Genomic DNA, 24,294 nt, shown 5'->3' with positions numbered 1-24,294 from the left:
TCAACTGAAACTGATCACCCAGCATAGATATTTTAATCTATACAGCTGTTCTGCCAATAGATATGTATTTAAAACCTGCTTCAGTCATTTCATCAATATCATATAGGTTTCTTCCGTCAAAAATAACGGTATCGTTCATTTCCGCTTTCAATTTAATGAAGTTTGGTGTTCTAAAGATACTCCATTCTGTACATATAAGCAATGCATCAGTATTTTGGGTTGCCTCGTACATATTATCTGCAAATTGAATTTTATCACCAAGTTTTTGCTTTACATTTTCCATCGCTTCTGGGTCAAAGGCTTTTATTTTTGCTCCAGCTTCAAGTAATTTTTCTATCATATAAAGTGATGGTGCTTCACGAATATCATCGGTTTCTGGCTTAAAGGCTAACCCCCAAATACTAATGGTTTTGCCTTTTAAGTTTCCACCAAAATGGTTGTTGATTTGAGGAAAAAGTATAGTTTTTTGGGCTTCGTTAACTTCAACCACAGCATCGAGAATTTTAAATTGATGGTTAACGTCTTGACCTGATTTATGAAGTGCTTTAACATCTTTAGGAAAACATGAACCGCCATAACCAATACCTGGAAATAAAAAGCGTTTACCAATTCTGGAGTCGGTTCCCATACCGATGCGCACTTTATCTACATCGGCGCCAACAATTTGACAGTAGTTGGCAATTTCATTCATGAAGGTAATTTTTGTTGCGAGAAATGAATTAGCAGCATATTTTGTAAGCTCAGCAGATTTTTCGTCCATGAAAATAATTGGGTTTCCTGAGCGTACAAATGGTTTGTATAAGCGATGCATGATTTCTTCGGCGCGTTGACTACTTGTGCCTACGACAATACGTTCTGGTTTAAGGAAATCATCTACAGCAAAACCTTCACGTAAAAATTCAGGATTTGAAACCACATCAAACTCAGTTGAAGTATTTGCGGCAATAGTAGCTTCAACCTTTTCGGCAGTCCCAACAGGAACGGTACTTTTATCGACAATTACTTTATAATCGGTAATATGTTGGCCAATTTCTTGAGCAACGCCAAGGACATATTTTAAGTCGGCTGAGCCGTCTTCATCTTCTGGGGTTGGTAAGGCTAGGAAAATAACTTCAGCATGGTCAAGACCTTGAATTAAGTTTGTAGTGAAATTTAGTCGACCGGCTTCTATATTGCGCTCAAATAAAACGTCAAGATGAGGTTCATATATAGGAACTTCTCCATTTTTCATTCGATTCACTTTGTTTTCGTCTATATCGACACAAATAACGTTGTTACCGTTTTCGGCGAGGCATGTTCCTGTAACAAGGCCTACGTAGCCTGTTCCTACTACTGTAATATTCATAGAGTTATAATTTTATGTGAGTGGTTAGTTTTTAAAAAATTGTTTGATTGTCAAAAATATGAATTTCGTGTTTCCGATAAGGTATCTTTTCCACATTCTTTTAGGTTCTTGCATGAACCTGTAAAACCATTCGAGTCCAGATTTTTGCATCCAAACAGGTGCGCGTTTAGTTTTTCCTGCAATAACATCAAAACTACCGCCTACGCCCATAATAAAGTTGAGATTTCTTAGTGTCTTGCGATTTTGGTAAAGAAAGTTTTCTTTTTTTGGTGATGATATGGCAACAAATAGTAGCTGTGCTCCACTATTGGAGATATCTTGAGCAATGGTTTGTTCTTCCTCTTTAGAAAAATAGCCATTTCTATAGCCGGCAATGAGATGTTTTGAATAGTTGCTTTTATAGATTTGAACAACTTTAGAGACGACTTCTTCTTTGGCGCCTAGTAGATAAATTTTATATTTATTTTGAGCTGCTAGTTTTACAAGATTTTCCATTAAATCGATACCGGCAACGCGTTCTTTTAGTGGTTTTCCTAAAAGTTTTGAAGCCCATACCACCGCTTGACCATCGGCATTAATAATGTCACAAGAATTTACACTTTCTCTTAACTCTTTATCTTCTTGCATGGCAACAATCTTTCCTGCGTTAACAACAACATGATGGAGCTGTGTTTTATTTGATATTGCTTGCTTTACCTTTTGCAGGGTTTCTTGCATGCTAAGGTTGTCTATAGTGGTGTTGAAAATTTTTATTCTTTTCATTAATGAGATATGTCTTTGAAAACTATTTTTTAATGGAATTTAATCTTCAGAATGCAATTTATTTTGAAAAATTGAACTTAGCATTAATGAAACAAAGAAAACGTAAAATGTAATACCTTTATGTCTATCTAGTATTGATTCTGTTAGGCTAACTACTGCAATTATTATTATAAATGTAAGCAATAGTTTTTCTTTACGTCTAATTGAAATATAAAATGGGAAAAAATAAATCGCTAATAAACTAATCATACCACCAATTATACCATTCCTAACTAAGTTATCCAAGTATTGATTGTGAGCATTATATTTATTCTTATATCCCATTGTAAATTTCATTTTTTTATACTCTTTTACAAGTTCATCTTTTGCATCTCCAGTTCCAGTACCTAACCAAAGGTTATTTTTTATGACTGCAACTGAGGCTTCTATTTTGCCAAGTCTTGATGAGATGCTTCGGTAGTTGTTCTTATCAAATCCGATTTTTTCTAACTCTAAAAACTGATGGAATTTTTGTTTTAAAGACGGAACATTTGTTATAGCCATAATGCCAACTAAAAAGAATAAGATAAGTGCAGCAACTTTTTTACTATTTGATTTTATTGTCGATACCAACGATATAATGACAGAAACTATTGATAGTAAAACAACGATTCTTGCTGAGGTAATTATGGCCGATAAAATGAAGAACACTGCTAATAATAAATACAGTTTATTGTTGTTTTTTTTAAAAAAAATAAAGCAAATCCAATAGGCGAAAAGACTGTACATTCCAAGATAGGTTGAATGATAAATATCGATTGTAATAATTTTATAAAATCGTAAGCCAAAATTAAAATAGTATATAAAAAGATATGACAAATAAACATTAGTCATAAAAAGACCAACGAGGTAAGATTTGAATAGCAGATTTCTATTCACATATTTACTTAAGCTGAAAAAAATTAAAGGAAAAGCAAAAAAACTCATGTTTTTCACCAAAAAACTAATCCCATAATCAATATTTACTGTGTTTATAAGACCTAAACCATAGATTGCTAATGGGAGCGTAATGATGAAAATAAAGTAACTTGATGGTTTAAGGTTATTGTTTTTTAAAATTATTAAGTTTATAAGACTCAAAATTACTAAGGCTATTATTGTTAGACTACTAAAATTTAGTTTAACAGGTAATACAGTAAATAAAACAAATAGTATTAAAAAAAAATTAGTCAACTTCGGTATTAACTTTTTTATACTCATACATTAAAATTAAAATTAGGGTCATGCTTACAGAGTAGTTTACCATTGGATTACCAAAAAACATGGGAACAAACATAATAATGATAATATTAAAGTTCTTCTTGACTACATTATATACTTTTCTAAAGAAGTATATAAAAAATAATAAGCCAATAACACCAAACTCTAATAGAGCTTTCACGAAATCGTTATGTGGATCTTGCTGCATAAATTCATAAGGCATATTTCCTTGAGTTAAATGATCAACTCCTAGACCAAATATAATTTTAAAAACAGACTCTGAAAAAAACTCATAAATAATTGCAGACCAATATATAATTCGCCATACAAAAGAACCATATCCTCCAGCTCTATTTACTCCATCTATAGTAAATTGTGTTGCCCTATCTTCAATAAATTCCCAATTTAAAAAAGTTATTGACTCAAGTTGAAAAGCTATTTTTTCAGAAAAATTAATTACTGATATGGCTAAAATAATCGGGACAGTTAAAAATATTATTTTATTTGAAAGTGATATTCTATTAGACACGATTCCATTGAACCCTAAAAGCGCCAGAAGAACTAAAAGTCCTCCTGATGATTTTGTTAAAATTAAGGATAAAAAAAGAAGTGTTATACATATGATATTAATTTTTTTACTTTTAAATGGTCGATTAAAGACTAAAAAGTAAATAACCATTGATAGCACATAAGCTAAATGATTTGAATGCCCTAAAATGTTATGATAACGCCCTAAATTGACAAATTGAAAATAGCCTAATGGTATAGTTAAAATAAAGTAGCCTACTAATACTACAAAAAAGTATTTAATATTCTTTTTAGACATATAAGAGGCAAATACTGCGAATGAAAAATAAGCAAAATACCTTAAGCACCCTTTGATTGAAAATATTTTTATGTCAAAATAAAATATTGATTGTAATCCAAAAAAAATGAGAGTAATTAAAGAGATATATAAATAAATCTTAGTAACAGGATTTAACTTTAACTTTAATCCTTTATGATATGAAATGTAGTATAATACTAATAATGGAAATAATATATAGAGTCCTTGATGAAAAAAACCAGAAATTAGAAAGCAAATAAATATTACTATAACATTAACGTTCACTATTAATACTTTTTAATTAATTTATTAAACATGTAATATCTAAAATATTTTCTTAACTGTCTATCTTCAATTCTTGGCCTTTTAGTAAACATACTTTTAATAAAACCAAACAAAAGTGTAGTGCCGGTTTTTACTTTTCTTTTAATAAAAATTATATAAAAAGATTTTAAAAGCATATAAAATAAGGTATGTCCTCTGTAATATGCGTGATATCCTTTCTCTGAAGAATTTGAAAATCTTGTATCTACTTCTCTAGAAGTTACACTAGCTGATTTAACAGTTTTTGTTTTCCAGCCTTTTAAATGAGCTAAAGCTACTGATACTGTATCAGCTGTGTAGGCAATTTGATAACCGACCTCATCAAAACACTTTTTTTTCCAAATTCTGCAACCACCTCTTACCCAGTTTTGATTTGCAATATGTTGTTTTCCTGTTTCAGTATAGATTAGCCCGCTAGTAATACCTACTTTTGGATTATTAATTAAAAAACTTGTTAGTTTTTTATAGTAATCTTTTTCTGGAAACACATCGCAATCTAAAATGCCAATATAGTCTAATTCATTATAGAAAGACTCTTTTTTTAGAGATTGAAAACCAGTATTTACAATCGTAGCATATTTTTTCCCAACACGGTAAGTGGTATCTTTAAAATTTATATTAATAACTTTAAATTGTTCAATGTTTTTTATCTCATTAATATTATTTAAATACTCTTTACTACCATCAGTGCTATCATTCTCTACTATGACTAAAGTTTTTATGGGTATGCTTTGTCTCTTTATGGATTCCAAAAACGAATCAATATTATTGATTTCGTCCTTTAACGGAGTTACTAGAGCTATGTTACTAGGTGTGTTTTTTTTAGTCATTATAAGTATAAATTTTACGCAAAATAATAGTCGAACCTATCATGTGCTTCTTATCATTTAATTTTTGATAAGCGTATATTTTCATTTTTCTGATCCTATCTTCCTTAACATTTATTTTTTTTAGAAAGTATTTATGATCATTTACTTCTATAAGTTTAGGTTTGAAGTCCCAGTTTTCTTTCCTTTTCTTATTATTTTTATTTATGATCCAAACGCTTATTCCTATAAAGGAGTCATTTTTAAAAGAGTCTTCTTTAACGTTTTTATTTAATTTAAATACTAAGGTTTTGGTACCTTCTTTTTGATCTCTAATAACTCCTACTTCATTAATAAAAATATCATCATAAATATTAAAATTTATCTCTTTTACGTTGCTTAAAATATCTAAGCCTCTTTCTAAATAGAGTTCAGTTTTAGATTTACAAGCAATTAATATAAAGAACGATAAAAATGTAATAATAAGCCTATATTTCGTTAACATAATTACTAGACTAGCTTTTATTTTTCTCTATTTTTTTTTCTAAATTTATTTGGTATATAACGATAAACTTCTTTAGCATAACTCTTAATTTTATCTTCCCTTGTTAAGCTATAATAATTTTTTATAAAATTAATATATCCAAAAGAATTGAGTGAAGACCCACAATAGCTTTCTATAATTTCTATATCTCTTTTTTTTAACTCGTGTTTCCACTTATTTATTCTAGTCTTATCTAGTGATTTTCCCACAAGCGCATGTTGAGATAAGGTTGACTTTGGAAGCTTAAAAGAAGTATTATCCGAGAACATGTTTTCTGTATATTTTAATTGCAGGAAATCGCATAAACTTTTTAAAGTATCCGCAGGATTTTGAAGTAATTCTTCATATTTGACTAAATAAACTCGATCTGAATCTAAATTATTTAAAGCAAAATATGCAGCAACATATTCTATCCAAAGTTGACTTAGTTTCATAGCAGAATTCGGGCCCCAATCTAAACTTTTAATCGATGCATAAATCGCTCGTGGATCTCTAACAATATAAACAAATTTAGATTTAGGGAAAAGTAAATTTAATAGTCTAAAATCTTTAATATTGCTTGGTGTGTGATCAATTCTTGTCGAAAAATTTTTATTATTAAAATGCTCTTCTGCATACTGTTTGACCGTCTCTTCAATGACTATAGAATAAGAAGATAACATAACTTGTTCTGGTAAATTATCAATATGAGCTGAATTTATTCCCCATTGCTTAAACCTATAATGATTGTTATAATAATCTAACATCTTAGCTTTTTTTACAATTGAAGTTGGTTTTGATAGATGACTAAAAACAAATTCATTAAAAAAATGAGATTCTGGTGTTACAATTACAGAATCGTTATTTGAAAGAATACTTCCTAACATCGTGGTTCCACTTCTTGGGCATCCTGTTATAAAGATGTGTTTCATTCAGTCGTTTTTATTTCTTTTATTTATTGAAATTAATCAAATTTAAAATAACAATTAATAAGGCTTTACTCTTGTAAAGAGCTTTAAATACTTAAAGAATCTAAAATCAAAAAGGTTTAAAATAACTTTGTATATTTTTCTGCTTTTTCAAATAAATCGCGCTCCCAATATTCCAAAACACCATACTGATCACCGTTGAAACTGCAGCGCCAACGCCACCATATATTGGCGTTAAAACAAAAGTAAGCATAAGATTTATGACTAAAGCTGCTAAAACAAAGTTTTGATATACTTTTTGTTTCCCAATCATTTGCAAAATAACGCCAACCGAACCCGAAAATGAGTTGATTATTTGGCCCGCACAAAAAATAAATAAAATAGTCGCACCAGCTGTAAAAGCTTCGCCAAACATGCCTAATAGAAACTTATGAAATATTATAATTGCCACAACAACTACACCACTAATCATGAAATTTAACTTCGTAGAAAAAGCTATCAAACGCTTATAATCTGTGTGGCCTTCAGCATAACTTTTCGCTATCTTAGGTGCCAAAATCGAATTAATAGCCTGTAAACTAAAAACAGCTAAACTGGCTACTTTTAGACTCACATTGTAAATTCCTACATTAGCATCAGTTTCAAAAATTCCCATCACAAAGGTATCCATCCAACCTAGCAATATTAATATTGAAGATGAAAGCATCATCGGAAGTGAATCTTTAAGAAAAAACCAGGAATTGGTCTGCGTTTTCAATTGAAGTGTTTTCAAATAATAAACCACTAAACCAAAACTTACTGCGGCTGAAATAGCTACTGCATAAAAATGAGCTTTAAATATAACCATTGCCTCTTGCGAGAAACTATAAAAAATAATTAATAAAACTAAACCAAATAAAAATCGGCTTGGATTATTAAACAAAGCAAAAGCATTGTTTCTTTTCTTAGCTCTTAAAAAACTTGCACTAATAATGGTAATACTCCACAAGGGAATCGCTGCTAAAACCCAAGGTAAAAAAGGGATTAATTCTGGTTTAGGCTCTTTAAAAAAGTCAGTAAATATAGGCTCTCTAAATAAGTAAATAATGCCAGCTAGCATAGAGCTTAAAACAAAAGACTTAAAAATCGATTTATAAAAAATACCTGATTCTTGATCGTTTGTGTCTTGAGAAAAAAACTTAATCATATTTGTATCTAGGCCTAATCTACCAACCACACTTAAAATTAAAAACATAGAAAATCCAAGAGCAACTAAGCCATAAATATCCTCACCAAATTTATTTGATATGAATAAAGTAAAAAAATAACCTGCAATTGTACCACCAAGCCTAAATAATAAAAATGAAAATCCCTTTGTCAAGATTTCTTTAAAATCGGCATCTTTTAAAATATCATTTATACGTTTATTCACAAGTAGTTGTTAGGTTGGTGTTAGCTTGTCATCAAGACAATTAGTAAGCGCGGTCACTCTTGCCTTCATAAAAATTCATAAACGCTTTATTAACCACTTTATTGCCACCTGGCGTTGGGTAATTTCCTGTAAAATACCAATCTCCTAAATTTTTAGGACAAGCTTCATGAAGGTTTTCTATGCTTTGGTATATAACGCTTACTTTAGCATTAATACTATCATCACTTAATAATTCGGCTATTTTAGCTGATATTTCTTTTGCGCTAAAACCTTTATAAACCGCTTTTACATGATTGGTCACTTCATGGCTTGGCAAATCTTTCTCAGCAACACAATTAGCATAAACTTCACCCATGACTTGATCGTAAGTTTGTTGGTCTTTGTGTAAAGCTAGTGCAGCTCTAAAGGCCACAAAATCTTCTAATTTAGCCATATCAATACCATAACAATCAGGATATCTAATTTGTGGTGCTGATGATACAATGATGATGTGTTTCGGACTTAACCGATCTAACATTTTTAAAATACTTTTCTTAAGCGTTGTACCTCGAACAATACTATCATCAATAACCACTAAATTATCGGTTGGTTTTACAACACCATAAGTTACATCATAAACATGAGCTACTAAATCGTCTCGGCTACTATCTTCTGTAATAAATGTACGCAGTTTAGCATCTTTAACCGCTATTTTTTCAGTGCGTAGACGATAGGCTAAAATTTCAGATAAACGATCGTCTGTTAGTTGATTTTTTTCTTTTAAAATGGCTTCATTTTTCTGCCGATTCAATTCGTCTTGTGCCGCTTCAACCATTCCATAAAATGAGGTTTCAGCTGTGTTTGGGATGTATGAGAAAACAGAGTTTAAGGTATCAAAATCTATGGCTTTTAAAACTTCTGGCATCAGCAGCGATCCTAATTTTTTACGTTCAGTATAAATCTCAGCATCACTTCCACGGGAAAAATAAATGCGCTCAAACGAGCAAGCTTTTCGTTCACGTGGTTCTAGAATTTGTTTAAAGCTCACTTCACCACTTTTTTTAGTAATGATGGCATGACCTGGGTCTAGTTCTTTCACGTCATCATAATCAACATTAAAAGCAGTTTGAATCACTGGACGTTCAGATGCAATTACCACAATTTCATCGTCTTTATAATAATAAGCTGGTCTAATACCGTTTGGGTCTCTTAATACAAACGCATCGCCATGACCTAACATACCAGCCATAGCATAACCACCATCCCAATCTTTTGAAGCTTTGCGAAGTATTTTATGTAACTTAATTTTCTCGACAATATGTGGTGAGGCTTGTTGTTTGTTAAAACCTTCAGATTTTAGTTTTTTGTAGAGTTTACGAACTTCAGAATCAAGAAAATGGCCAATCTTTTCCATTACAGTTACTGTATCTGCCTTTTCTTTTGGATGCTGACCTAGTGCAACTAAATTCTGAAATAACTCAGTTACATTGGTCATGTTGAAGTTTCCAGCTAAAATTAAATTACGATGCATCCAGTTGTTTTGACGTAAAAAAGGATGAACGCTTTCGATACTATTTTTACCAAAAGTGCCATAACGAACATGACCTAAATAAACTTCTCCTAAATAAGGTAAATTTTCTTTTTGCAGGCCAACATTATCTTTTAAAGCTGGATTGTCTTCTAAACCTTGATTAATACGTTGGTTAATTGTACCAAAAATATCTTGAATAGGCTGTGCTGCATTAGAGCGTACACGACTAATGTAACGGTGACCAGGCGCTACATCTAACTTCACACTTGCAAAACCAGCACCATCTTGACCGCGATTGTGCTGCTTTTCCATCATTAAATACATTTTATTGATACCATAAAACGCTGTGCCGTATTTTTCTTTGTAAAAGCTCAGTGGTTTTAGTAATCGCAATTGTGCGATACCACATTCGTGTTTAATTAATTCGCTCATAAGGCTACAAAAAAAGCCCTGAAATACAGGGCAAAATCATTAGGTTAAATTTATTTCAAATTGTGTGAGCGACTTAAATTGTTTTAAGCGATCGTTCACAGCTTTTATATCCAGTTCTTGCATTTTTTCGGTTCCGAATTTTTCAACACAAAATGAAGCTAAATTAGAACCATAAATAATAGCATTTTTCATATTCTCGAACGAGGTGTCTTTAGTCTCAGCTAAATAACCAGTAAATCCGCCAGCAAAAGTATCGCCAGCGCCAGTAGGATCAAACACTTCTTCAAGTGGTAATGCAGGAGCAAAGAACATTTCATTACCATGAAACAATAATGCGCCATGCTCTCCTTTTTTAATCACTACATATTTTGGTCCCATTTCACTAATAATTCGGGCAGCTTTAACTAAAGAATATTCACCTGAAAGTTGGCGCGCTTCTTCATCGTTAATGGTAATAACATCAACTTTTCCTATCACTTCTTTAAGTAGGTCAAGTGTGGTATCCATCCAAAAATTCATCGTGTCAAGTACAATAAGTTTAGGTTTATCGACTTGATTAATGACTGATAATTGGACTGCTGGATGTAAGTTGCCTAGCATGACAATATCTGCATTTTTAAAATCATTTGGGACAACTGGTTGAAAGTCGGCTAAAACGTTAAGTTGCGTATCTAAAGTGTCTCGCGTGTTCATGTCATTATGATAACGACCGCTCCAAAAAAATGTATCACCACCGTTAACAACTTCTAAACCTTCTAGGTTAATATTATTGCGTTGTAATAAATTTATATGTTCTTGCGGAAAATCATCACCAACAACTGACACAATTGCGCTTTTAGCTTTAAAATTTGCGGCACTTAAACCTATATAAGTGGCTGCACCACCTAAGATTTTATCAGTTTTGCCAAATGGGGTTTCGATAGCATCAAAGGCAACTGTACCAACTATTAATAATTTACTCATGAGAAGTTTAATTTTGTGCAAATATAAAACAATCGTATGGAGAATAAGTTTTTCAGTAAAATTTCTAACTAGAACTTGTAAATATGGTCAGGTGTTATGCAGTAGTCGAGCTTTTGGTCGTGAGATTCGGCTTTAATCTTAGCTTCTGGTGGAAATAATGAAACGCCAACTTTTAAGGTGGTTTTACTACATTGTTTTAAAAAAATATCATAAAAGCCTTTACCATAGCCTAGACGATTTCCGTCTTGATCAAAGGCTAATAATGGTATAAATACAACATCAAGCTGAGTTGGGTTAACCGCAATACCTTCAACTGGTTCGGGAATTCCGACCGCATTAACTTCTATTTTTGTGGCATCTGTGAGTAAAATATGTTGCATTTCAAGCTGTTCGAAATCAGATTTCGATATCACAATTTGCTTGTCTTTACCTTGTAAAATATGAAGCAGATATTCTGTATTAATTTCTTTTAAACGTTTAATCGGAAGAAAAACATGGTAGTAAGTTTGTTGCCAAAGTGCCTCTAATTCAAGACCTTTATTGGCAATTTGTAAGCTGAGTTGGTTTAAGGTTTCTGCTGAAATTTCTTCTCTAAGTTGTTTGTAATGTTTTCTTAAAGCTGGTTTCATCGTTAATTTAACTCGGTTGAAATATGAAATATAGCATCGCCTTGATAAACGATAGGCGATTGGTTTACATTGATAATATAACCATTATTTGTGGCTTTAACCTTATAACGCAAACTGCCGTAAGCATCGGTAATAAAAGCTATGATTTCGCCTTTTTCGACGTACTTACCAATAGGGATTTCGCTGTGAAACATGCCGCTATATTTAGCCCGCATCCATTTAGTTTTGCTTATAAAAGTGCTGTATTCATTTAAAGTTGTTATACTAAAACCACTTTTTAGCATATTAAGATGTTTTAATATACGCTTGACACCTTCAACTCCGTATCTTGTAATATCACTATTTTTATCGATTGATTTGCCACCTTCAAATAATAGAATAGGAATATTTTTTTTCTCACAAATTGAACGGTACGAGTTTTTTAAAGTTTTAGAGTAAATGGTAAATGGTGCATTAAAAATGCTAGCTAAATGCTTTAATTCAGGTTTGTGCTGCGAAATTCGAATTTGTGCTGCATTAAATCGGCTGGCGCCACCGGTGTGAAAGTCTAGACAATAATTAGCAACGGGTAAAATTTCTTCAACAAATTGATAGGCGAGTCGGCTGGCTAAAGAGCCTTTTTTTGTCCCAGGAAACATGCGGTTTAAATCGCGACCATCTGGAAATTGTCTTGATTGGTTTAAAAATCCAAATACATTAATTACAGGGATACAAATAATGGTTCCGATCCGTGGTGTGTTGATTCCTTTAGCGATAACTTGACGGACAATTTCTACGCCATTAATTTCGTCGCCGTGAATGCCAGCGGTGATTAAAACTACTGGACCTTTACGTTTAGCACGCCTAATAATAACAGGAACTTCTACCGTTGTGTTAGTGTAAAGCTTGGCTGTATTAAAATTGATACGTGCTTTTTGCCCAGGTAAAACTTCTTCGCCAAGAATATGCAAGACATTTTGCTCGTCTATATGCGGCATTAAATATTTTTTTCGATGTATTGTATAATGGTTTTAGCAATATCTTTGCCTGTTGCTTTTTCTATACCTTCAAGTCCTGGTGAAGAGTTAACTTCTAAAATTAAAGGACCTCGAGAACTTTGTAGCAAGTCTACACCGGCAACGCCAAGTCTCATAGCTTTTGCTGCTTTTATGGCTGCAATTTCTTCTTCATCACTAAGTTCAATCACTTCAGCTGATCCGCCTTGGTGAAGGTTAGACCTAAATTCGCCTTCTTTTCCTTGACGTTTCATAGCACCAACAACATGACCGTCTACCACAAAAACACGTATATCGGCACCTTTTGCTTCTTTTATAAATTCTTGAACAATCACACGAGCTTGCAATCCGTTAAATGCTTCTATGACAGATTTTGCAGCATTTTTGGTTTCAGCTAAAACCACACCTAATCCTTGTGTGCCTTCAAGTAATTTAACCACTAAAGGCGTACCACCAACATGTTCAATTACGCCTTCTACATCACGAGAGTAATTAGTGAAAACGGTTTTAGGCAAACCTATTTTTGCACGTGATAGCACTTGTAAACTTCTTAATTTATCTCGGCTTCTTACCAAAGCTTCAGAGTCTATCGTGGTAAATGCGCCCATCATTTCAAATTGTCTTACAACTGCAGTTCCATAAAATGTTACTGAAGCACCAATTCTAGGGATAATGGCATCAGTATCTTTTAAATAATGACCTTTGTAATAAATATTTGGATTGCGTTTTTCAATCACCAAGTCACATTTTAACGGGTCAATAATTTCAACCTCATGTTTACGTTTTTTGGCAGCTTCAACTAAGCGTTTTGTTGAATATAAGTTGGGATTTCTAGATAGTACTCTAATGTTCATGATGTGTAGTGTTGTGTGATAAATATTCTAAATCTGTATCGACTATAAATTTTTTATTCAAAAATTTACGACCTATTAAAACTGGATTTTTCATGCTTGATCTGTCGGCCAAAGAAAGTGAAATTTTATAGGTTTTTCCAAATAATTGTATGGTCGATTTTATTTGATAACGGTGTTGCACAATACCATTACTGCTTTTAACTTTTATATGCTTATAGTCTTTAAAAACAAGATGTTTATGGTTGCTTTGTTTATCTTTTGGGTTAAGGAAACGACAATGTAACTCATTGTTAATTTCTTCAATTTGGTCACAATGTATAGATGATGTGTAGGCGCCAGTATCAATTTTTATATCAACATGTGCTAACCCAAGGTTTGGAAAATCTGCAATATCACGTCTACCAATTATTTTTTTACTCATACCCTAATTTCAATACCAAAATTAAGTGTTGAATTTTAATTAATAGTATATTTATTGAAAAATATTTTTAATTATGTCAACAACTGATATTTACGATTTACAAAGCCCGTCAACTAATCTTAATCATTTTGCCAATTTGGTGAATCTAGCAGCTACAGACGGCACAATAACCGATTTAGAAAAAGGTTTACTCAAACGATTTGCCCGAAAGCTAAACATTACAGAGCATGATTATGCCAAAGTCATAAGCAATCCTGCTAAGTATCCTGTTGAAGGTATCAGCTCTCGCGAAAAACGATTAGAGCATTTATTTGACTTGTTTAAAATTATTTATGTTGATGGCGTGATGGATGATGCCGAAGCGGTTTTATTGAAGCGTTACGCGATTGGACTTGGTTTTAACGAAGCTACAGCTGGTGAAGTTTTAAATAAATCAATGGTTTTATTTAGTGGTGCTTTTAGTTTTGAAACTTACTTGAATTTTATTGATGGTAAATTTTAATTTCTTAGGCGCACTAAAACACTACTTAATTAAATAAGCTAAATCTCGACCGACTTGGCTACCAATGGCAATGCCCATTCCGCCCAATCTAAAGGCACAATGCAAGTTATTTGAAACCGATTTAACCATCGGTTTTTTTTGTTGCCCAACACCTAAAATTCCACTCCAACGTTGGGTAATTTCTACATCTTGATCTGGCAAAATTACCTCTTTTAACAATGATTCAAGCGCGGTTTGTATGAGTTTTGTAAGCTTAAAGTCTGTTGTTGTTTCGGTTCCTGGGGCTAAATTTCTAGCACCACCGAGTAAAATACGATTATGAATATTTCTGAAATACAAATAACCTTCATCTAAATGAAAACATCCTTTGAGTTGTAAATTATGAATGGGTTGGGTGACTAAAACTTGATTTCTAGCAGGCGTGACCTCAACTTCAAGCAAATCTTTTGCAAAAGCATTAGTCGCTACAAAGGTATGTTGTGCTGTAAATTCTAGGTTGGGAAGTTGAATTTTTACAGAAGAAACTTCAGCTGAAACACTTAAAACCTCAGCTGAATTTAAAACTAAAACTCCTTCAGATTGCACTTTTTGAAGTAATTGCTGCATCATTTTTCCTGTATCAATTTGGCCTTCTAACTGATGTTGAATTAATTCGGGTAGGCAGGATTTAAAATTGAAGGTGTTAGGCTTCAATTGAAACACATCGGTTTTAAAAATAGGATGTAACAACTCATTTAATGGCTTCAATTGATGATAGCATTCTTCAAAACTCTTTTGGTCACAATTTAAAAAGACTTCAAAACCGCCATATTGTTGATAATCGATGGCTTTATCGCCTAATGTATTTCGCAACAACTCTAAGCCTCGATAACGTTGGTTAACCAAATTGAAAACCTCTTCTTCGGTATGATGTTCTAAATCGGCTAAGAGTTCACTCACACTTCCATAACAGGCAAAACCTGCGTTTTTAGTACTCGCGCCTTGTGGTAATTGGCCACGTTCAAGTACAAGAATTTTAGCCTTTGGGTATTTTTGGCGTAAAGCTAAGGCACAATTTAAGCCAACAATGCCGCTACCAATCACACAATAATCGACCTTAGAAAACCAGGACTGCTGCTCCCAATACGATAAATTCATGCTTGCTTATTTAAAGTAATCTTTAATTACTTGTTCAGCTTTTGCTTGGTGATTATTGTCTACGTAAACTTCAATATAACCAAACAATTTGGCGTGTGCAGAATCGGTTTTATTAATCATATGTGGAACAATACCTTGCTCTTCTAAAGCAAGCACAATACAGTTGGCTTCAATCTCATTTTTCGAACTATACACACGTATTTTATCCATTCTATTCATTTTTATTGATGATTGAAGATAACTTAATCGTCACAAACTTGGTTGTAATATTCTACAAAAGCTAAAAATTCTTTCTCAGAGTTGATGTTTTTAATTCTTGAAGTCACTTTAGGGCAATCCTTAAAAAAAGTAGATAATTTGTTAGCTTTAGACCTTATTATATTAAGTCCTGAATGATATATTTTTTGAGCAATTTGATCTTTACGTTGATTTTTTACCGCGTAATAATTAATATCAAAACTCGGAATATAGTAGTTTGGAGCCTTTATAATGTTCATAAATGTTGCATTTGCCCGAGACAATACGTTTCATTAATTGGCCTTTTTTTTCTGAAGTTCTTACATACTGTTTCACTATGGTGTCTACATCTTTACCGTGTGTTAAAGTATACCGAACCATGTTTAAGTCTTCATAATTCAGCTTAATACGTTCACCTTCAATAGATTTTACTTTAAGAAATTTTCGTTTAGGCGAATAAGATTTCGCATGAATTGTTTTGCCATTTTCTAAAAGTACTTCGATATTTTCAGCTTGACTAAAACTAAACAATGTAGAAAAGAAACAAATCAAAAAAAGGATCTTTGACATAAGATTAATTTTAAAAAATATACATAAAGGCAAATATAAAATATTAATGCCGAAGATAATTTTACAAACCTTCATTTTAGCTTAAACTAAACTTTATTGTATTTTAGAGGTCAAAGTTTCAACCTATAAAATTTAGTTTATGAAATCGGTTTTTTGTATTGGTCTTGCCTTTATTTTAAGTCAGTTTAGTTTTGCTCAAGATCACCAGCTTGATTATTTTTTGCCAACAACTGTTAGCTATAATTCTGAAATACCTAAACCTAGCGAAGTTTTAGGTTTTGTACCTGGTGATTGGCATGCTTCTCATGATCAAGTCGTGCAATATATGTATGCCTTAGCTGAAGCTTCGCCACGTATAAGCATTGAAAACCGAGGCTTTACCTATGAAAAACGGCCGTTAATACTGCTCACGGTAACTTCAACTAACAATCATAAGCAACTCGATAATATTAAGTCTAAACGTCAAGTTTTAATTGATAATACACTGAACAATGCTAACTTTGAGGAACTTCCTATTGTTGTTAATCAGGGTTTTTCAGTGCATGGAAATGAGCCTAGCGGCGTAAATTCGGCTTTAATTTTAGTCTATTATTTAGCAGCGGCTGAAGGTGAAGACATCGAGCGTTTATTAGATGAAACTATTATTTTACTAGACCCAAGTTTTAATCCTGATGGCATACAACGTTTTGCACATTGGACTAATTCTAACCGAAGTTTACATGTTAATCCAGATCCGCAAGACCGTGAATTTGATGAAACTTGGCCAGGTGGCCGTACCAACCATTATTGGTTTGATTTAAACCGGGATTGGTTGCCAGTACAGTTGCCAGAAAGCCAAGCACGTATTGCTACTTTTTATGAATGGCGCCCAAATGTTTTGACAGACCATCATGAAATGGGTTCAAATTCTACTTTCTTTTTTCAGCCAGGTATTCAAGAACGCACCAATCCTTTAACACCACAACTTAATCAAGATTTAACCGCTAAGATAGGTGAGTTTCATGCCGAAGCACTTGATAGTATTGGGAGTTTGTACTATTCTAAAGAAAGTTTTGACGACTTTTATTACGGTAAAGGCTCAACATTTCCAGATATTAATGGTAGTATAGGAATTTTATTTGAGCAAGCGAGTTCGCGAGGTAGTGCACAAGAAACCGACAATGGCATTTTAGAATTTAAATTTACCATCAAAAATCAGTTTACCACTGCTTTATCAACCTTAAAAGCAGCAGTAAATCTAAAACCAGAATTACTAAAATTACAAGATCAATTTTATTATAATGCTTTTAAAAATGCTGAAAAAGGCTACTACATCTTCGGAAATGAGAACAATCCTTTTTTAACAGAAGAACTGGCTAAAGTTTTACAGCAACACCAAATTAAATTACAGCATTTAGCGTCTCCAGTTGAAGTTAATGGCACTAAATTTACCCCTGAAACCAGTTTAGTGATTCCGAAACAACAAGCCCAACAGCGCTTGGTTAAAGCTATGTTTAATTCTCGAACAAGTTTTAAAGATAGCATTTTTTATGATGTTTCGGCTTGGGATTTTAAACATGCCTTTGGCGTAGATTTTGAAGAGACTAAAAAATTAGATCTTGGTAATAACTTTGAAGGACACCAATTTTACCAACCAAAATTAACTGATAAAAGCACGTATGCTTATGCGATTAGGTGGAGCGATTTTAATGCCCCAAAACTCATTAACAAATTACAAAACAATCATTTACGTTTAAAAGTTGCTAAAAAGCCATTTAGTTCTGGCCAAGACAAGTTTGATTATGGTACAATTTTATTACCTGTGGCTAACCAAAAGCTTGACGCACAAGAAATTTACGAGTTAGTGTCTAAGTTAAGTCAAACATATAAAGTTAAAGTAAGCGCTTTAAACACAGGTTTAACTCAAGGCATTAATTTAGGAAGCCCAAATATGGCTCATCTTAAACAACCCAAAATAGCCTTAATAGTTGGTGAAGGTATATCTCCATATGATGCAGGTGAAATTTGGCATTTACTTGACGCACGTTTAGAAATTCCGGTAACCAAATTAGACACAAAAAACTTTAATAGAACTGATTTAAGTCGATATACGCATTTGATACTACCAAGTTCTTACGGAAATCCTGTTAATGCAAAAGGATTAAAACAAATTAAAACTTGGGTGAGATCTGGCGGTACTTTAATAGGTTATCGAAATTCTGTAAAATGGTTAGATCGCTCAAAATTGATTGATTTAGAATTTTTGAATGATAGTATTAATGCTAAAAATATTAGTTATGATGAGCGTTCTAGTTTTTATGGGGCTAAACAAATTGGTGGTGCTATTTTTGAAGCTAAAATCGACCAAACTCATCCTATAAATTACGGTTTTAACACCCAAAAAATAGCTTTGTTTAGAAATACTGAGTTATTTGTTAAAGCAAACCAATTAAGTTTTAATAATCCTATTCAGTATACTAAAACGCCTTTATTAAGTGGCTATATTAATGATGAGAATTTAGACTTACTAAAAGAAAGTGTTCCGTTTCAAACTTCTGGTTTTGGTCGAGGTCAAGTCATCGCGTTTACTGATAATACCAACTTTAGAGCTTTTTGGTTAGGTAGCATGAAATTACTTATGAATAGTATTTACTTTTCTGAAGAAATGTAATTATCAACTTAAAAATTAATTAACTAAAAATCAATATATTATCTATTTAAGTTGATTTATTTTTATGAATAGCATTTCTTTTTATGTAAATAAACATATTTATTATGGCTCTTTAGATTTAAATATTTAGCTTTATGGGTGAATAAAGCTAGTATAAATCATTTCCCATAAAAGCAAAGTTGATGCTAAGTTCATTTTTAAATGCTCAGAAATCTGCCTACATCGTTTTACAGGTTGAAGATGAAGCCTATTCAATTATAGACATAAACACAAAAGCAACAGAGTGTTTTGGAGATTTTCAGCAGACTAACTTTAATGCTTTTTTAAAGCAGCATCTTGTTGACAAAAATTTATTAGCATCAACTCTAACAAAGTTAAAACAACAACCTGAGACACTTCAACTAGAACTTAAAACCAATTGCGATTCAGGTCAATTTCAATTAGAATTTCAGTGGTTTTATGAAGGCCAATCTCAATTTGTTTCCATTAAGTTTCTGCCTTTACAAAGTATAGCTCAACAAGCTGGCGATGTGAGTTTTAAAATTTTTGAATTAAGCCAAAAAGTGGCTCACATAGGTAGTTGGTACTTATTTGTAGAATTTAAACAATTAATTTGTACCTCTAATTTTAAACGTATTCTTGAAGTTAAAAAAGATTATAAACCTGTTTATGGTGATGAATACAATTTTATTCCATCTGAAGAAGATCGGCAAAAACTCAAGCAACATATAAAAAAAGCTATAAATCATGGAAAAGCTTTTGAATTTATCACTCAAATTACCACACAATTAAACCATAAAAAATGGGTAAAAATAAAAGCTGAAGTAGAGCTAGAAAATAATAAAATTGTTGGCTTAATTGGAACTTTACAAGATATAACTACAGAAAAAGAACAAGAGCTACAGCTTAAAAAACGCAATCATTTTATATCTACTGTTTTAGATAATTTACCAATTGGTGTTGCTATAAATGAAATTGACTCTGGAAAACCGACTTATTTTAATGAAGCATTTCAAAACATTTATGGGCATGATAAAGCTGCTATAACAAGTTTTGATCAATTTTTTGAATTAGTTTATCCAGAGGCTGAATATCGTGAAAAAATCAAATCTGAAGTAATTAAAGATATTAAAAGTGGTGATCCTAGTCGTATGGCTTGGCAAAACTTAAAAGTAACCACAGCGAAAGGTGAGACAAGATACATTAGTGCTAAAAATATTCCACTTTTTGAGCAAAATATCATGATATCTACAGTTACTAACGAAACGCAAACTTACTTAGCGAATCAAGAGCTTAAACATGTAAAAGACCGTTTTTTATATGCCTCTAAAGCAGTGAGTGACGCCATTTGGGATTTTGACGTTATAAATGATACACGTTATTGGAGCAATAGTTATCAACAGATTTTTAATGTAAAACTGAAATCTAATATTGTCGATGAAGCTTTTTGGCGCAAGCATATACATAATCAGGACTTAGAACGTGTGATGTCAAGTTTTTTTGAAGCTCTTAACAACCCTAAAAAAGAAAGATGGTCTTGTCACTATAGATTTAAAAATGGTGAAAATACTTATGCTGATGTGTTTGATAATGCTGTTATCATTAGAGATAAAAATGCTGAAGCAATTCGGGTAATTGGTGCTCTAAAAGATATCTCTAAAGAAAAAGCTAGGACAGATCATTTAAATTTACTTGAATCTGTTATAGAAAACACTACAGATGCCATTTTAGTATCTGAAGCTAAGCCTTTAGACCAATCAGGTCCCGTAATAATCTATGCGAATAAAAGTTTTAAACAGTTAACTGGTTATGATATTAATGAAATTATTGGTCATACGCCTAAACTTCTTCATGGCCAAAAAACAAGTGCTGAAACTATAAAACTCATGTATGACAAAATGTTAAACTATGAGTCTTTTGAAGTTGATGTACTAAATTACAATAAAAAAGGTCAAGAATTTTGGATAAATTTATCAGTATCACCCATTGCTAATTCTGAAGGGAAATTTACCCATTGGGTTTCAGTAGAAAAAGATATTACAGAAAAAAAATCTAAAGAAATTCAACAAGAACTCATTAAAGAAACCAATGAATTATTTAAAACCTCATCTCATTTAGCTGAGGCTTTAAATCATACCTTTAAGCTTACACAGAAGTTTACAGATTTTAATTATGGAGAATTATGGGTGTATGATCAGCAAGAAAAAAAGCTGAAACAACAATGCTATATTGAAGATAATAAACATTATAATTCTGAATTTAGTGTCAAATTAGCAAACGAAGATTTTAGCAAGTTATTTATCAGCCAGTATTGGCATACTAACTCAATTAAAACTATTAAGGGTATATCAAGCACTCAAGTATTTTCAAATACTAAAAATGAATGCTTAATCACAGTATTTTATATACCAATTATACAAAACTCAGAAAAAATAGGACTTTTAATTCTTGGCTATAATAAATTTACTAAACGCGAAGATTTTCTCACCGAACTCTTAGAAGATTATAGAGTATATTTAGGTAGTGAAATAAAACATAAACAAGCCGAAGATGAACTTAACCAAATTGTAAATTATGCACCAGACTTTATTTGTATAGCTAGAAAAGACGGCTATTTAAAAAGAGTTAATCCATCAGCTTCAAAAATTTTAGGCTATACTAACGCATTTTTAATTAGCAATCCTATTGTTAAATTTTTTCATCCTGAGGATTACCAAGAACTCATTGAAAAACTTAAAAGCACAACATACAATACGCCAATTTATTTAGAAAGTAGGGTTTTAAGTAAGTCTAATTCTTATATTCATATTGCCTGGACTATATCACGTTCTAAAACAACAGACTTATTTTATTGTGTTGGTAAAGATATTACTGATAAAATTAAAACTGAGTTAGAACTTAAAAACACTAAAAATAAATTTGAACTTATTTCTAAATCTACTAATGATGTTATTTGGGAGGTTAACTTAGTTGAGGATGCTATTGATTGGAGTGAAGGTTTTGGGCGACTTTTTGGCTATAAAGCTGAAGATTATCCTAAAACTATTAACCAATGGATAAAGCTTATTCATAAAGACGATTTAGAACGCGTCGAAAAACATTTTGATCATTGCATTAAAAATCCAAAGCTTAATTATTGGACAGACAATTACCAACTCAAAGATAATAACAATAGCTTTAGATATATCTACGACCAAGGTTACATTATGAGAGATCAAAACGGTAAAGCTCTAAAAATTGTTGGCGCCTTACAAGATGTAACCAATCAAAAAAATTACGAGGCACAACTTGAAAAATTAAATTTAACCCTTAAAAACCGAAACGAAGATTTAAATCGATCTAACAAAGAGTTAGAACAATTTGCCTACGTTGCATCACACGATTTACAAGAACCTTTACGTATGATTTCTGGTTTTTTATCTCAACTTGATAAAAACTACGACCATTTATTAGATGAAAAAGCCAAACAGTACATCTATTTTGCTGTTGATGGTGCACAACGTATGCGAAAAATAATTTTAGACTTGCTTGAGTTTTCTAAAGTAGATAGCCTCAAAAATAAGTTAGAAGAGGTAAAGGTAGCAACTATTATAGAAGAAGCTAAAATGCTCCTAAAAGCCTCGATTGAAAGTAGTAAGGCTTCAATTAAATATCATAACTTACCAACTCTGGTTATCTCTAAGTATCAACTCCGTCAAATATTTGTTATTCTAATTGATAATGCCATTAAATACGTTCCTAAAAATCAATCGCCTGACATAGAAATTTCATCGAAAGTTCGTAAACATCAAATTATATTTAGTGTTAAAGATAACGCAATTATTATAAATAATGAGCAATATAAAAATGTATTTGCTATCTTTACAAGACTTAAACAAGCGCCAGAAGTTAAAGGCACAGGAATAGGTTTAGCAACGGCTAAAAAAATTGTGACAAGACTTGGTGGTAGAATTTGGGTAGAATCTCATGCCAATGGAAATCTGTTTAAGTTTAGTATCCCTTTAAATAATAGCGAATGACGACAACCCAACTCGATAGAAAGATTTCAGAAGAAGAACGCTTAAACGAACTCTACAATTATAAAATTCTTAATACTGGCCCAGATGAAGCACTTAATGAACTCACTGAAATTGCTTCGGCATTATGTGGTACAAACATATCTTTAATATCTTTAATCGATCATGATCGGCAATATTTTAAATCCTGTAAAGGCTTAAATGTAACTGAAACGCCTAGAAATATTTCATTTTGTACACATGCAATACAACAACCTGACGAGCTTTTCATTGTTAATGATGCTAGCGCAGACGATATGTTTAAAGATAACCCATTAGTGACTTCAAACCCACATATTCGGTTTTATGCTGGTGCACCTCTAATTTCAAAAAATGGTTATGCACTAGGAACACTTTGTGTTATAGACCAGCAACCTTATCATTTAAATGAATCCCAAAAAAAAGCGCTTAAAAAATTAGCAAAACAAGCTAGTAGAATATTAGAATTTCATAAACAAGAACGCTACTTAAGAGAGTCAAGAATCCAAATTAATGAACAATCTAAACTGATTAAAGAAATTGTCTTTACACTTGCTCACGACTTAAAATCTCCAATTACATCTACAAGTAGCTTATTAGAAATTTTAAAGGAAGACTATAAAAAAACCCTAGATGAAAAAGCATTACAATATATTAATTATGCTTTGCAAAGTAATCACAAGGTATTGCATTTAATTGAAGAAACACTAGAATTTGCTAAAACAGGTGTTGATGAAAATTCCTTTACCTCAATTAATACAGAAGAATGTGTAAAATCAGCTATTCAACTTTATAAAAGTGAAATTCAAAAAAATAAAGTTGACATTAAATTTGAAAATTTACCAACAGTAGAATCTGTTGAAATGCCACTTAATATTGTTTTTAGAAACCTCATAAGTAATGCTATTAAATACAGACATCCTAATCGTGATTTGATCATCAATATAACAGCTGAACACCTTGATAACTACTGGAAATTTAATGTCATTGATAATGGTATTGGTATCGACAAAAAAAATTTTGAACATATCTTTAAGTTATTCAGAAGGTTACATAACGACGATAAAGGTATTGGTATGGGATTGGCTTTATGTAAAAAAATTGTGCTAAGTTTAGGTGGTAAGATATGGGTAAAATCTACAATAGATAAAGGAAGTCAATTTAGTTTTACCATACCAAAAATTTAGGACTAATT

22 protein-coding genes are annotated in these 24,294 nt (G+C 31.9%); 4 read left to right on the top strand and 18 right to left on the bottom strand.

The genetic code is table 11. The features are described from left to right. Positions 1-37: 37 nt before the first annotated feature. From IMZ30_RS05525 to IMZ30_RS05460, 14 genes are all read right to left on the bottom strand, one after another. Positions 38-1,345, bottom strand: a complete 1,308-nt coding sequence (locus IMZ30_RS05525; RefSeq protein ID WP_207039553.1) for a UDP-glucose dehydrogenase family protein — start codon at positions 1,343-1,345, stop codon at positions 38-40. A 24-nt stretch (positions 1,346-1,369) separates the two neighbouring features. Then, a complete protein-coding gene (locus tag IMZ30_RS05520) occupies positions 1,370-2,107 on the bottom strand; it encodes a WecB/TagA/CpsF family glycosyltransferase (RefSeq protein WP_207039552.1) in 738 nt (245 codons plus the stop codon). 39 nt (positions 2,108-2,146) lie between these two features. Beyond that, positions 2,147-2,875: an O-antigen ligase family protein gene (locus tag IMZ30_RS05515; protein WP_207039551.1), complete on the bottom strand. Its 729-nt coding sequence runs from the start codon at positions 2,873-2,875 to the stop codon at positions 2,147-2,149. A gap of 436 nt (positions 2,876-3,311) precedes the next feature. Beyond that, positions 3,312-4,172 carry an O-antigen ligase family protein gene (locus tag IMZ30_RS05510; RefSeq protein ID WP_207039550.1) on the bottom strand — a complete coding sequence of 287 codons (861 nt, stop codon included), beginning with the start codon at positions 4,170-4,172 and terminating at the stop codon, positions 3,312-3,314. Positions 4,173-4,459: 287 nt separating this feature from the next. Next, on the bottom strand, positions 4,460-5,326 hold the full coding sequence (locus IMZ30_RS05505; protein WP_207039549.1) for a glycosyltransferase: 867 nt from the start codon (positions 5,324-5,326) through the stop codon (positions 4,460-4,462). Continuing rightward, positions 5,319-5,807, bottom strand: coding sequence for a hypothetical protein (locus IMZ30_RS05500; protein WP_207039548.1), 489 nt, complete (start codon positions 5,805-5,807; stop codon positions 5,319-5,321). The genes IMZ30_RS05505 and IMZ30_RS05500 overlap by 8 nt, the downstream gene beginning before the upstream one ends. 17 nt (positions 5,808-5,824) lie before the next feature. Beyond that, positions 5,825-6,757, bottom strand: a complete 933-nt coding sequence (locus IMZ30_RS05495; protein ID WP_207039547.1) for a sulfotransferase family protein — start codon at positions 6,755-6,757, stop codon at positions 5,825-5,827. A gap of 106 nt (positions 6,758-6,863) precedes the next feature. Beyond that, positions 6,864-8,165, bottom strand: coding sequence for a flippase (locus IMZ30_RS05490; RefSeq protein WP_207039546.1), 1,302 nt, complete (start codon positions 8,163-8,165; stop codon positions 6,864-6,866). A 40-nt stretch (positions 8,166-8,205) separates the two neighbouring features. Continuing rightward, positions 8,206-10,107, bottom strand: a complete 1,902-nt coding sequence (locus tag IMZ30_RS05485) for an amidophosphoribosyltransferase (protein ID WP_207039545.1) — start codon at positions 10,105-10,107, stop codon at positions 8,206-8,208. 39 nt (positions 10,108-10,146) lie between these two features. Next, positions 10,147-11,070 carry a PfkB family carbohydrate kinase gene (locus tag IMZ30_RS05480; RefSeq protein WP_207039544.1) on the bottom strand — a complete coding sequence of 308 codons (924 nt, stop codon included), beginning with the start codon at positions 11,068-11,070 and terminating at the stop codon, positions 10,147-10,149. Between the two features lie 68 nt (positions 11,071-11,138). After that, positions 11,139-11,699 carry a 5-formyltetrahydrofolate cyclo-ligase gene (locus IMZ30_RS05475; RefSeq protein ID WP_207039543.1) on the bottom strand — a complete coding sequence of 187 codons (561 nt, stop codon included), beginning with the start codon at positions 11,697-11,699 and terminating at the stop codon, positions 11,139-11,141. Between the two features lie 2 nt (positions 11,700-11,701). Next, positions 11,702-12,676, bottom strand: a complete 975-nt coding sequence (locus IMZ30_RS05470) for a succinylglutamate desuccinylase/aspartoacylase family protein (RefSeq protein WP_207039542.1) — start codon at positions 12,674-12,676, stop codon at positions 11,702-11,704. Continuing rightward, the gene (rimK, locus tag IMZ30_RS05465) at positions 12,676-13,548 is read right to left on the bottom strand and encodes a 30S ribosomal protein S6--L-glutamate ligase (protein WP_207039541.1); all 873 of its coding nucleotides are present in this window, start codon (positions 13,546-13,548) and stop codon (positions 12,676-12,678) included. Before rimK ends, IMZ30_RS05470 begins: the two co-directional genes overlap by 1 nt. Beyond that, on the bottom strand, positions 13,538-13,969 hold the full coding sequence (locus IMZ30_RS05460; RefSeq protein ID WP_207039540.1) for an ATP-dependent zinc protease: 432 nt from the start codon (positions 13,967-13,969) through the stop codon (positions 13,538-13,540). The genes rimK and IMZ30_RS05460 overlap by 11 nt, the downstream gene beginning before the upstream one ends. 73 nt (positions 13,970-14,042) lie before the next feature. Here IMZ30_RS05460 and IMZ30_RS05455 point away from each other — a divergent pair, with 73 nt between their 5' ends. Next, positions 14,043-14,471 carry a TerB family tellurite resistance protein gene (locus tag IMZ30_RS05455; protein WP_207039539.1) on the top strand — a complete coding sequence of 143 codons (429 nt, stop codon included), beginning with the start codon at positions 14,043-14,045 and terminating at the stop codon, positions 14,469-14,471. Positions 14,472-14,492: 21 nt separating this feature from the next. On the opposite strand, the gene IMZ30_RS05450 is transcribed toward IMZ30_RS05455, so the two are convergent. Genes IMZ30_RS05450 through IMZ30_RS05435 form a run of 4 tightly spaced genes read right to left on the bottom strand, consistent with a single transcriptional unit; the run spans position 14,493 to position 16,415 of the window. Then, positions 14,493-15,608, bottom strand: a complete 1,116-nt coding sequence (locus IMZ30_RS05450) for an NAD(P)/FAD-dependent oxidoreductase (RefSeq protein WP_207039538.1) — start codon at positions 15,606-15,608, stop codon at positions 14,493-14,495. 6 nt (positions 15,609-15,614) lie between these two features. Then, positions 15,615-15,818, bottom strand: coding sequence for a putative signal transducing protein (locus tag IMZ30_RS05445; protein ID WP_207039537.1), 204 nt, complete (start codon positions 15,816-15,818; stop codon positions 15,615-15,617). Between the two features lie 32 nt (positions 15,819-15,850). Continuing rightward, on the bottom strand, positions 15,851-16,105 hold the full coding sequence (locus tag IMZ30_RS05440) for a hypothetical protein (RefSeq protein WP_207039536.1): 255 nt from the start codon (positions 16,103-16,105) through the stop codon (positions 15,851-15,853). Further along, on the bottom strand, positions 16,062-16,415 hold the full coding sequence (locus IMZ30_RS05435) for a hypothetical protein (protein ID WP_207039535.1): 354 nt from the start codon (positions 16,413-16,415) through the stop codon (positions 16,062-16,064). The genes IMZ30_RS05440 and IMZ30_RS05435 overlap by 44 nt, the downstream gene beginning before the upstream one ends. Before the next feature lie 139 nt (positions 16,416-16,554). On the opposite strand from IMZ30_RS05435, the gene IMZ30_RS05430 reads away from it, so the two are divergent. From IMZ30_RS05430 to IMZ30_RS05420, 3 genes are all read left to right on the top strand, one after another. After that, the gene (locus tag IMZ30_RS05430) at positions 16,555-19,065 is read left to right on the top strand and encodes a M14 metallopeptidase family protein (RefSeq protein WP_207039534.1); all 2,511 of its coding nucleotides are present in this window, start codon (positions 16,555-16,557) and stop codon (positions 19,063-19,065) included. Positions 19,066-19,247: 182 nt separating this feature from the next. Then, positions 19,248-23,084, top strand: a complete 3,837-nt coding sequence (locus IMZ30_RS05425) for a PAS domain-containing protein (protein ID WP_207039533.1) — start codon at positions 19,248-19,250, stop codon at positions 23,082-23,084. After that, positions 23,081-24,286: a GAF domain-containing sensor histidine kinase gene (locus tag IMZ30_RS05420; RefSeq protein WP_207039532.1), complete on the top strand. Its 1,206-nt coding sequence runs from the start codon at positions 23,081-23,083 to the stop codon at positions 24,284-24,286. Before IMZ30_RS05425 ends, IMZ30_RS05420 begins: the two co-directional genes overlap by 4 nt. Positions 24,287-24,294 lie beyond the last annotated feature (8 nt).

Origin of the sequence: Psychroflexus sp. ALD_RP9, from assembly GCF_017311165.1 — a bacterium.
In the GTDB taxonomy this organism is placed as follows: Bacteria; Bacteroidota; Bacteroidia; order Flavobacteriales; family Flavobacteriaceae; genus Psychroflexus.
This window is presented reverse-complemented; position numbering and strand designations above follow the sequence as displayed.

Excerpts from the sequence above, each read along its gene's own strand:
- IMZ30_RS05525 (WP_207039553.1), bottom strand. The coding sequence starts at position 1,345 with ATGAATATTACAGTAGTAGGAACAGGCTACGTAGGCCTTGTTACAGGA.
- IMZ30_RS05520 (WP_207039552.1), bottom strand. The coding sequence starts at position 2,107 with ATGAAAAGAATAAAAATTTTCAACACCACTATAGACAACCTTAGCATG.
- IMZ30_RS05515 (WP_207039551.1), bottom strand. The coding sequence starts at position 2,875 with ATGTACAGTCTTTTCGCCTATTGGATTTGCTTTATTTTTTTTAAAAAA.
- IMZ30_RS05510 (WP_207039550.1), bottom strand. The coding sequence starts at position 4,172 with ATGTCTAAAAAGAATATTAAATACTTTTTTGTAGTATTAGTAGGCTAC.
- IMZ30_RS05505 (WP_207039549.1), bottom strand. The coding sequence starts at position 5,326 with ATGACTAAAAAAAACACACCTAGTAACATAGCTCTAGTAACTCCGTTA.
- IMZ30_RS05500 (WP_207039548.1), bottom strand. The coding sequence starts at position 5,807 with ATGTTAACGAAATATAGGCTTATTATTACATTTTTATCGTTCTTTATA.
- IMZ30_RS05495 (WP_207039547.1), bottom strand. The coding sequence starts at position 6,757 with ATGAAACACATCTTTATAACAGGATGCCCAAGAAGTGGAACCACGATG.
- IMZ30_RS05485 (WP_207039545.1), bottom strand. The coding sequence starts at position 10,107 with ATGAGCGAATTAATTAAACACGAATGTGGTATCGCACAATTGCGATTA.
- IMZ30_RS05480 (WP_207039544.1), bottom strand. The coding sequence starts at position 11,070 with ATGAGTAAATTATTAATAGTTGGTACAGTTGCCTTTGATGCTATCGAA.
- IMZ30_RS05475 (WP_207039543.1), bottom strand. The coding sequence starts at position 11,699 with ATGAAACCAGCTTTAAGAAAACATTACAAACAACTTAGAGAAGAAATT.
- IMZ30_RS05470 (WP_207039542.1), bottom strand. The coding sequence starts at position 12,676 with ATGCCGCATATAGACGAGCAAAATGTCTTGCATATTCTTGGCGAAGAA.
- rimK (WP_207039541.1), bottom strand. The coding sequence starts at position 13,548 with ATGAACATTAGAGTACTATCTAGAAATCCCAACTTATATTCAACAAAA.
- IMZ30_RS05460 (WP_207039540.1), bottom strand. The coding sequence starts at position 13,969 with ATGAGTAAAAAAATAATTGGTAGACGTGATATTGCAGATTTTCCAAAC.
- IMZ30_RS05455 (WP_207039539.1), top strand. The coding sequence starts at position 14,043 with ATGTCAACAACTGATATTTACGATTTACAAAGCCCGTCAACTAATCTT.
- IMZ30_RS05450 (WP_207039538.1), bottom strand. The coding sequence starts at position 15,608 with ATGAATTTATCGTATTGGGAGCAGCAGTCCTGGTTTTCTAAGGTCGAT.
- IMZ30_RS05445 (WP_207039537.1), bottom strand. The coding sequence starts at position 15,818 with ATGGATAAAATACGTGTGTATAGTTCGAAAAATGAGATTGAAGCCAAC.
- IMZ30_RS05440 (WP_207039536.1), bottom strand. The coding sequence starts at position 16,105 with ATGAACATTATAAAGGCTCCAAACTACTATATTCCGAGTTTTGATATT.
- IMZ30_RS05435 (WP_207039535.1), bottom strand. The coding sequence starts at position 16,415 with ATGTCAAAGATCCTTTTTTTGATTTGTTTCTTTTCTACATTGTTTAGT.
- IMZ30_RS05430 (WP_207039534.1), top strand. The coding sequence starts at position 16,555 with ATGAAATCGGTTTTTTGTATTGGTCTTGCCTTTATTTTAAGTCAGTTT.
- IMZ30_RS05425 (WP_207039533.1), top strand. The coding sequence starts at position 19,248 with ATGCTAAGTTCATTTTTAAATGCTCAGAAATCTGCCTACATCGTTTTA.
- IMZ30_RS05420 (WP_207039532.1), top strand. The coding sequence starts at position 23,081 with ATGACGACAACCCAACTCGATAGAAAGATTTCAGAAGAAGAACGCTTA.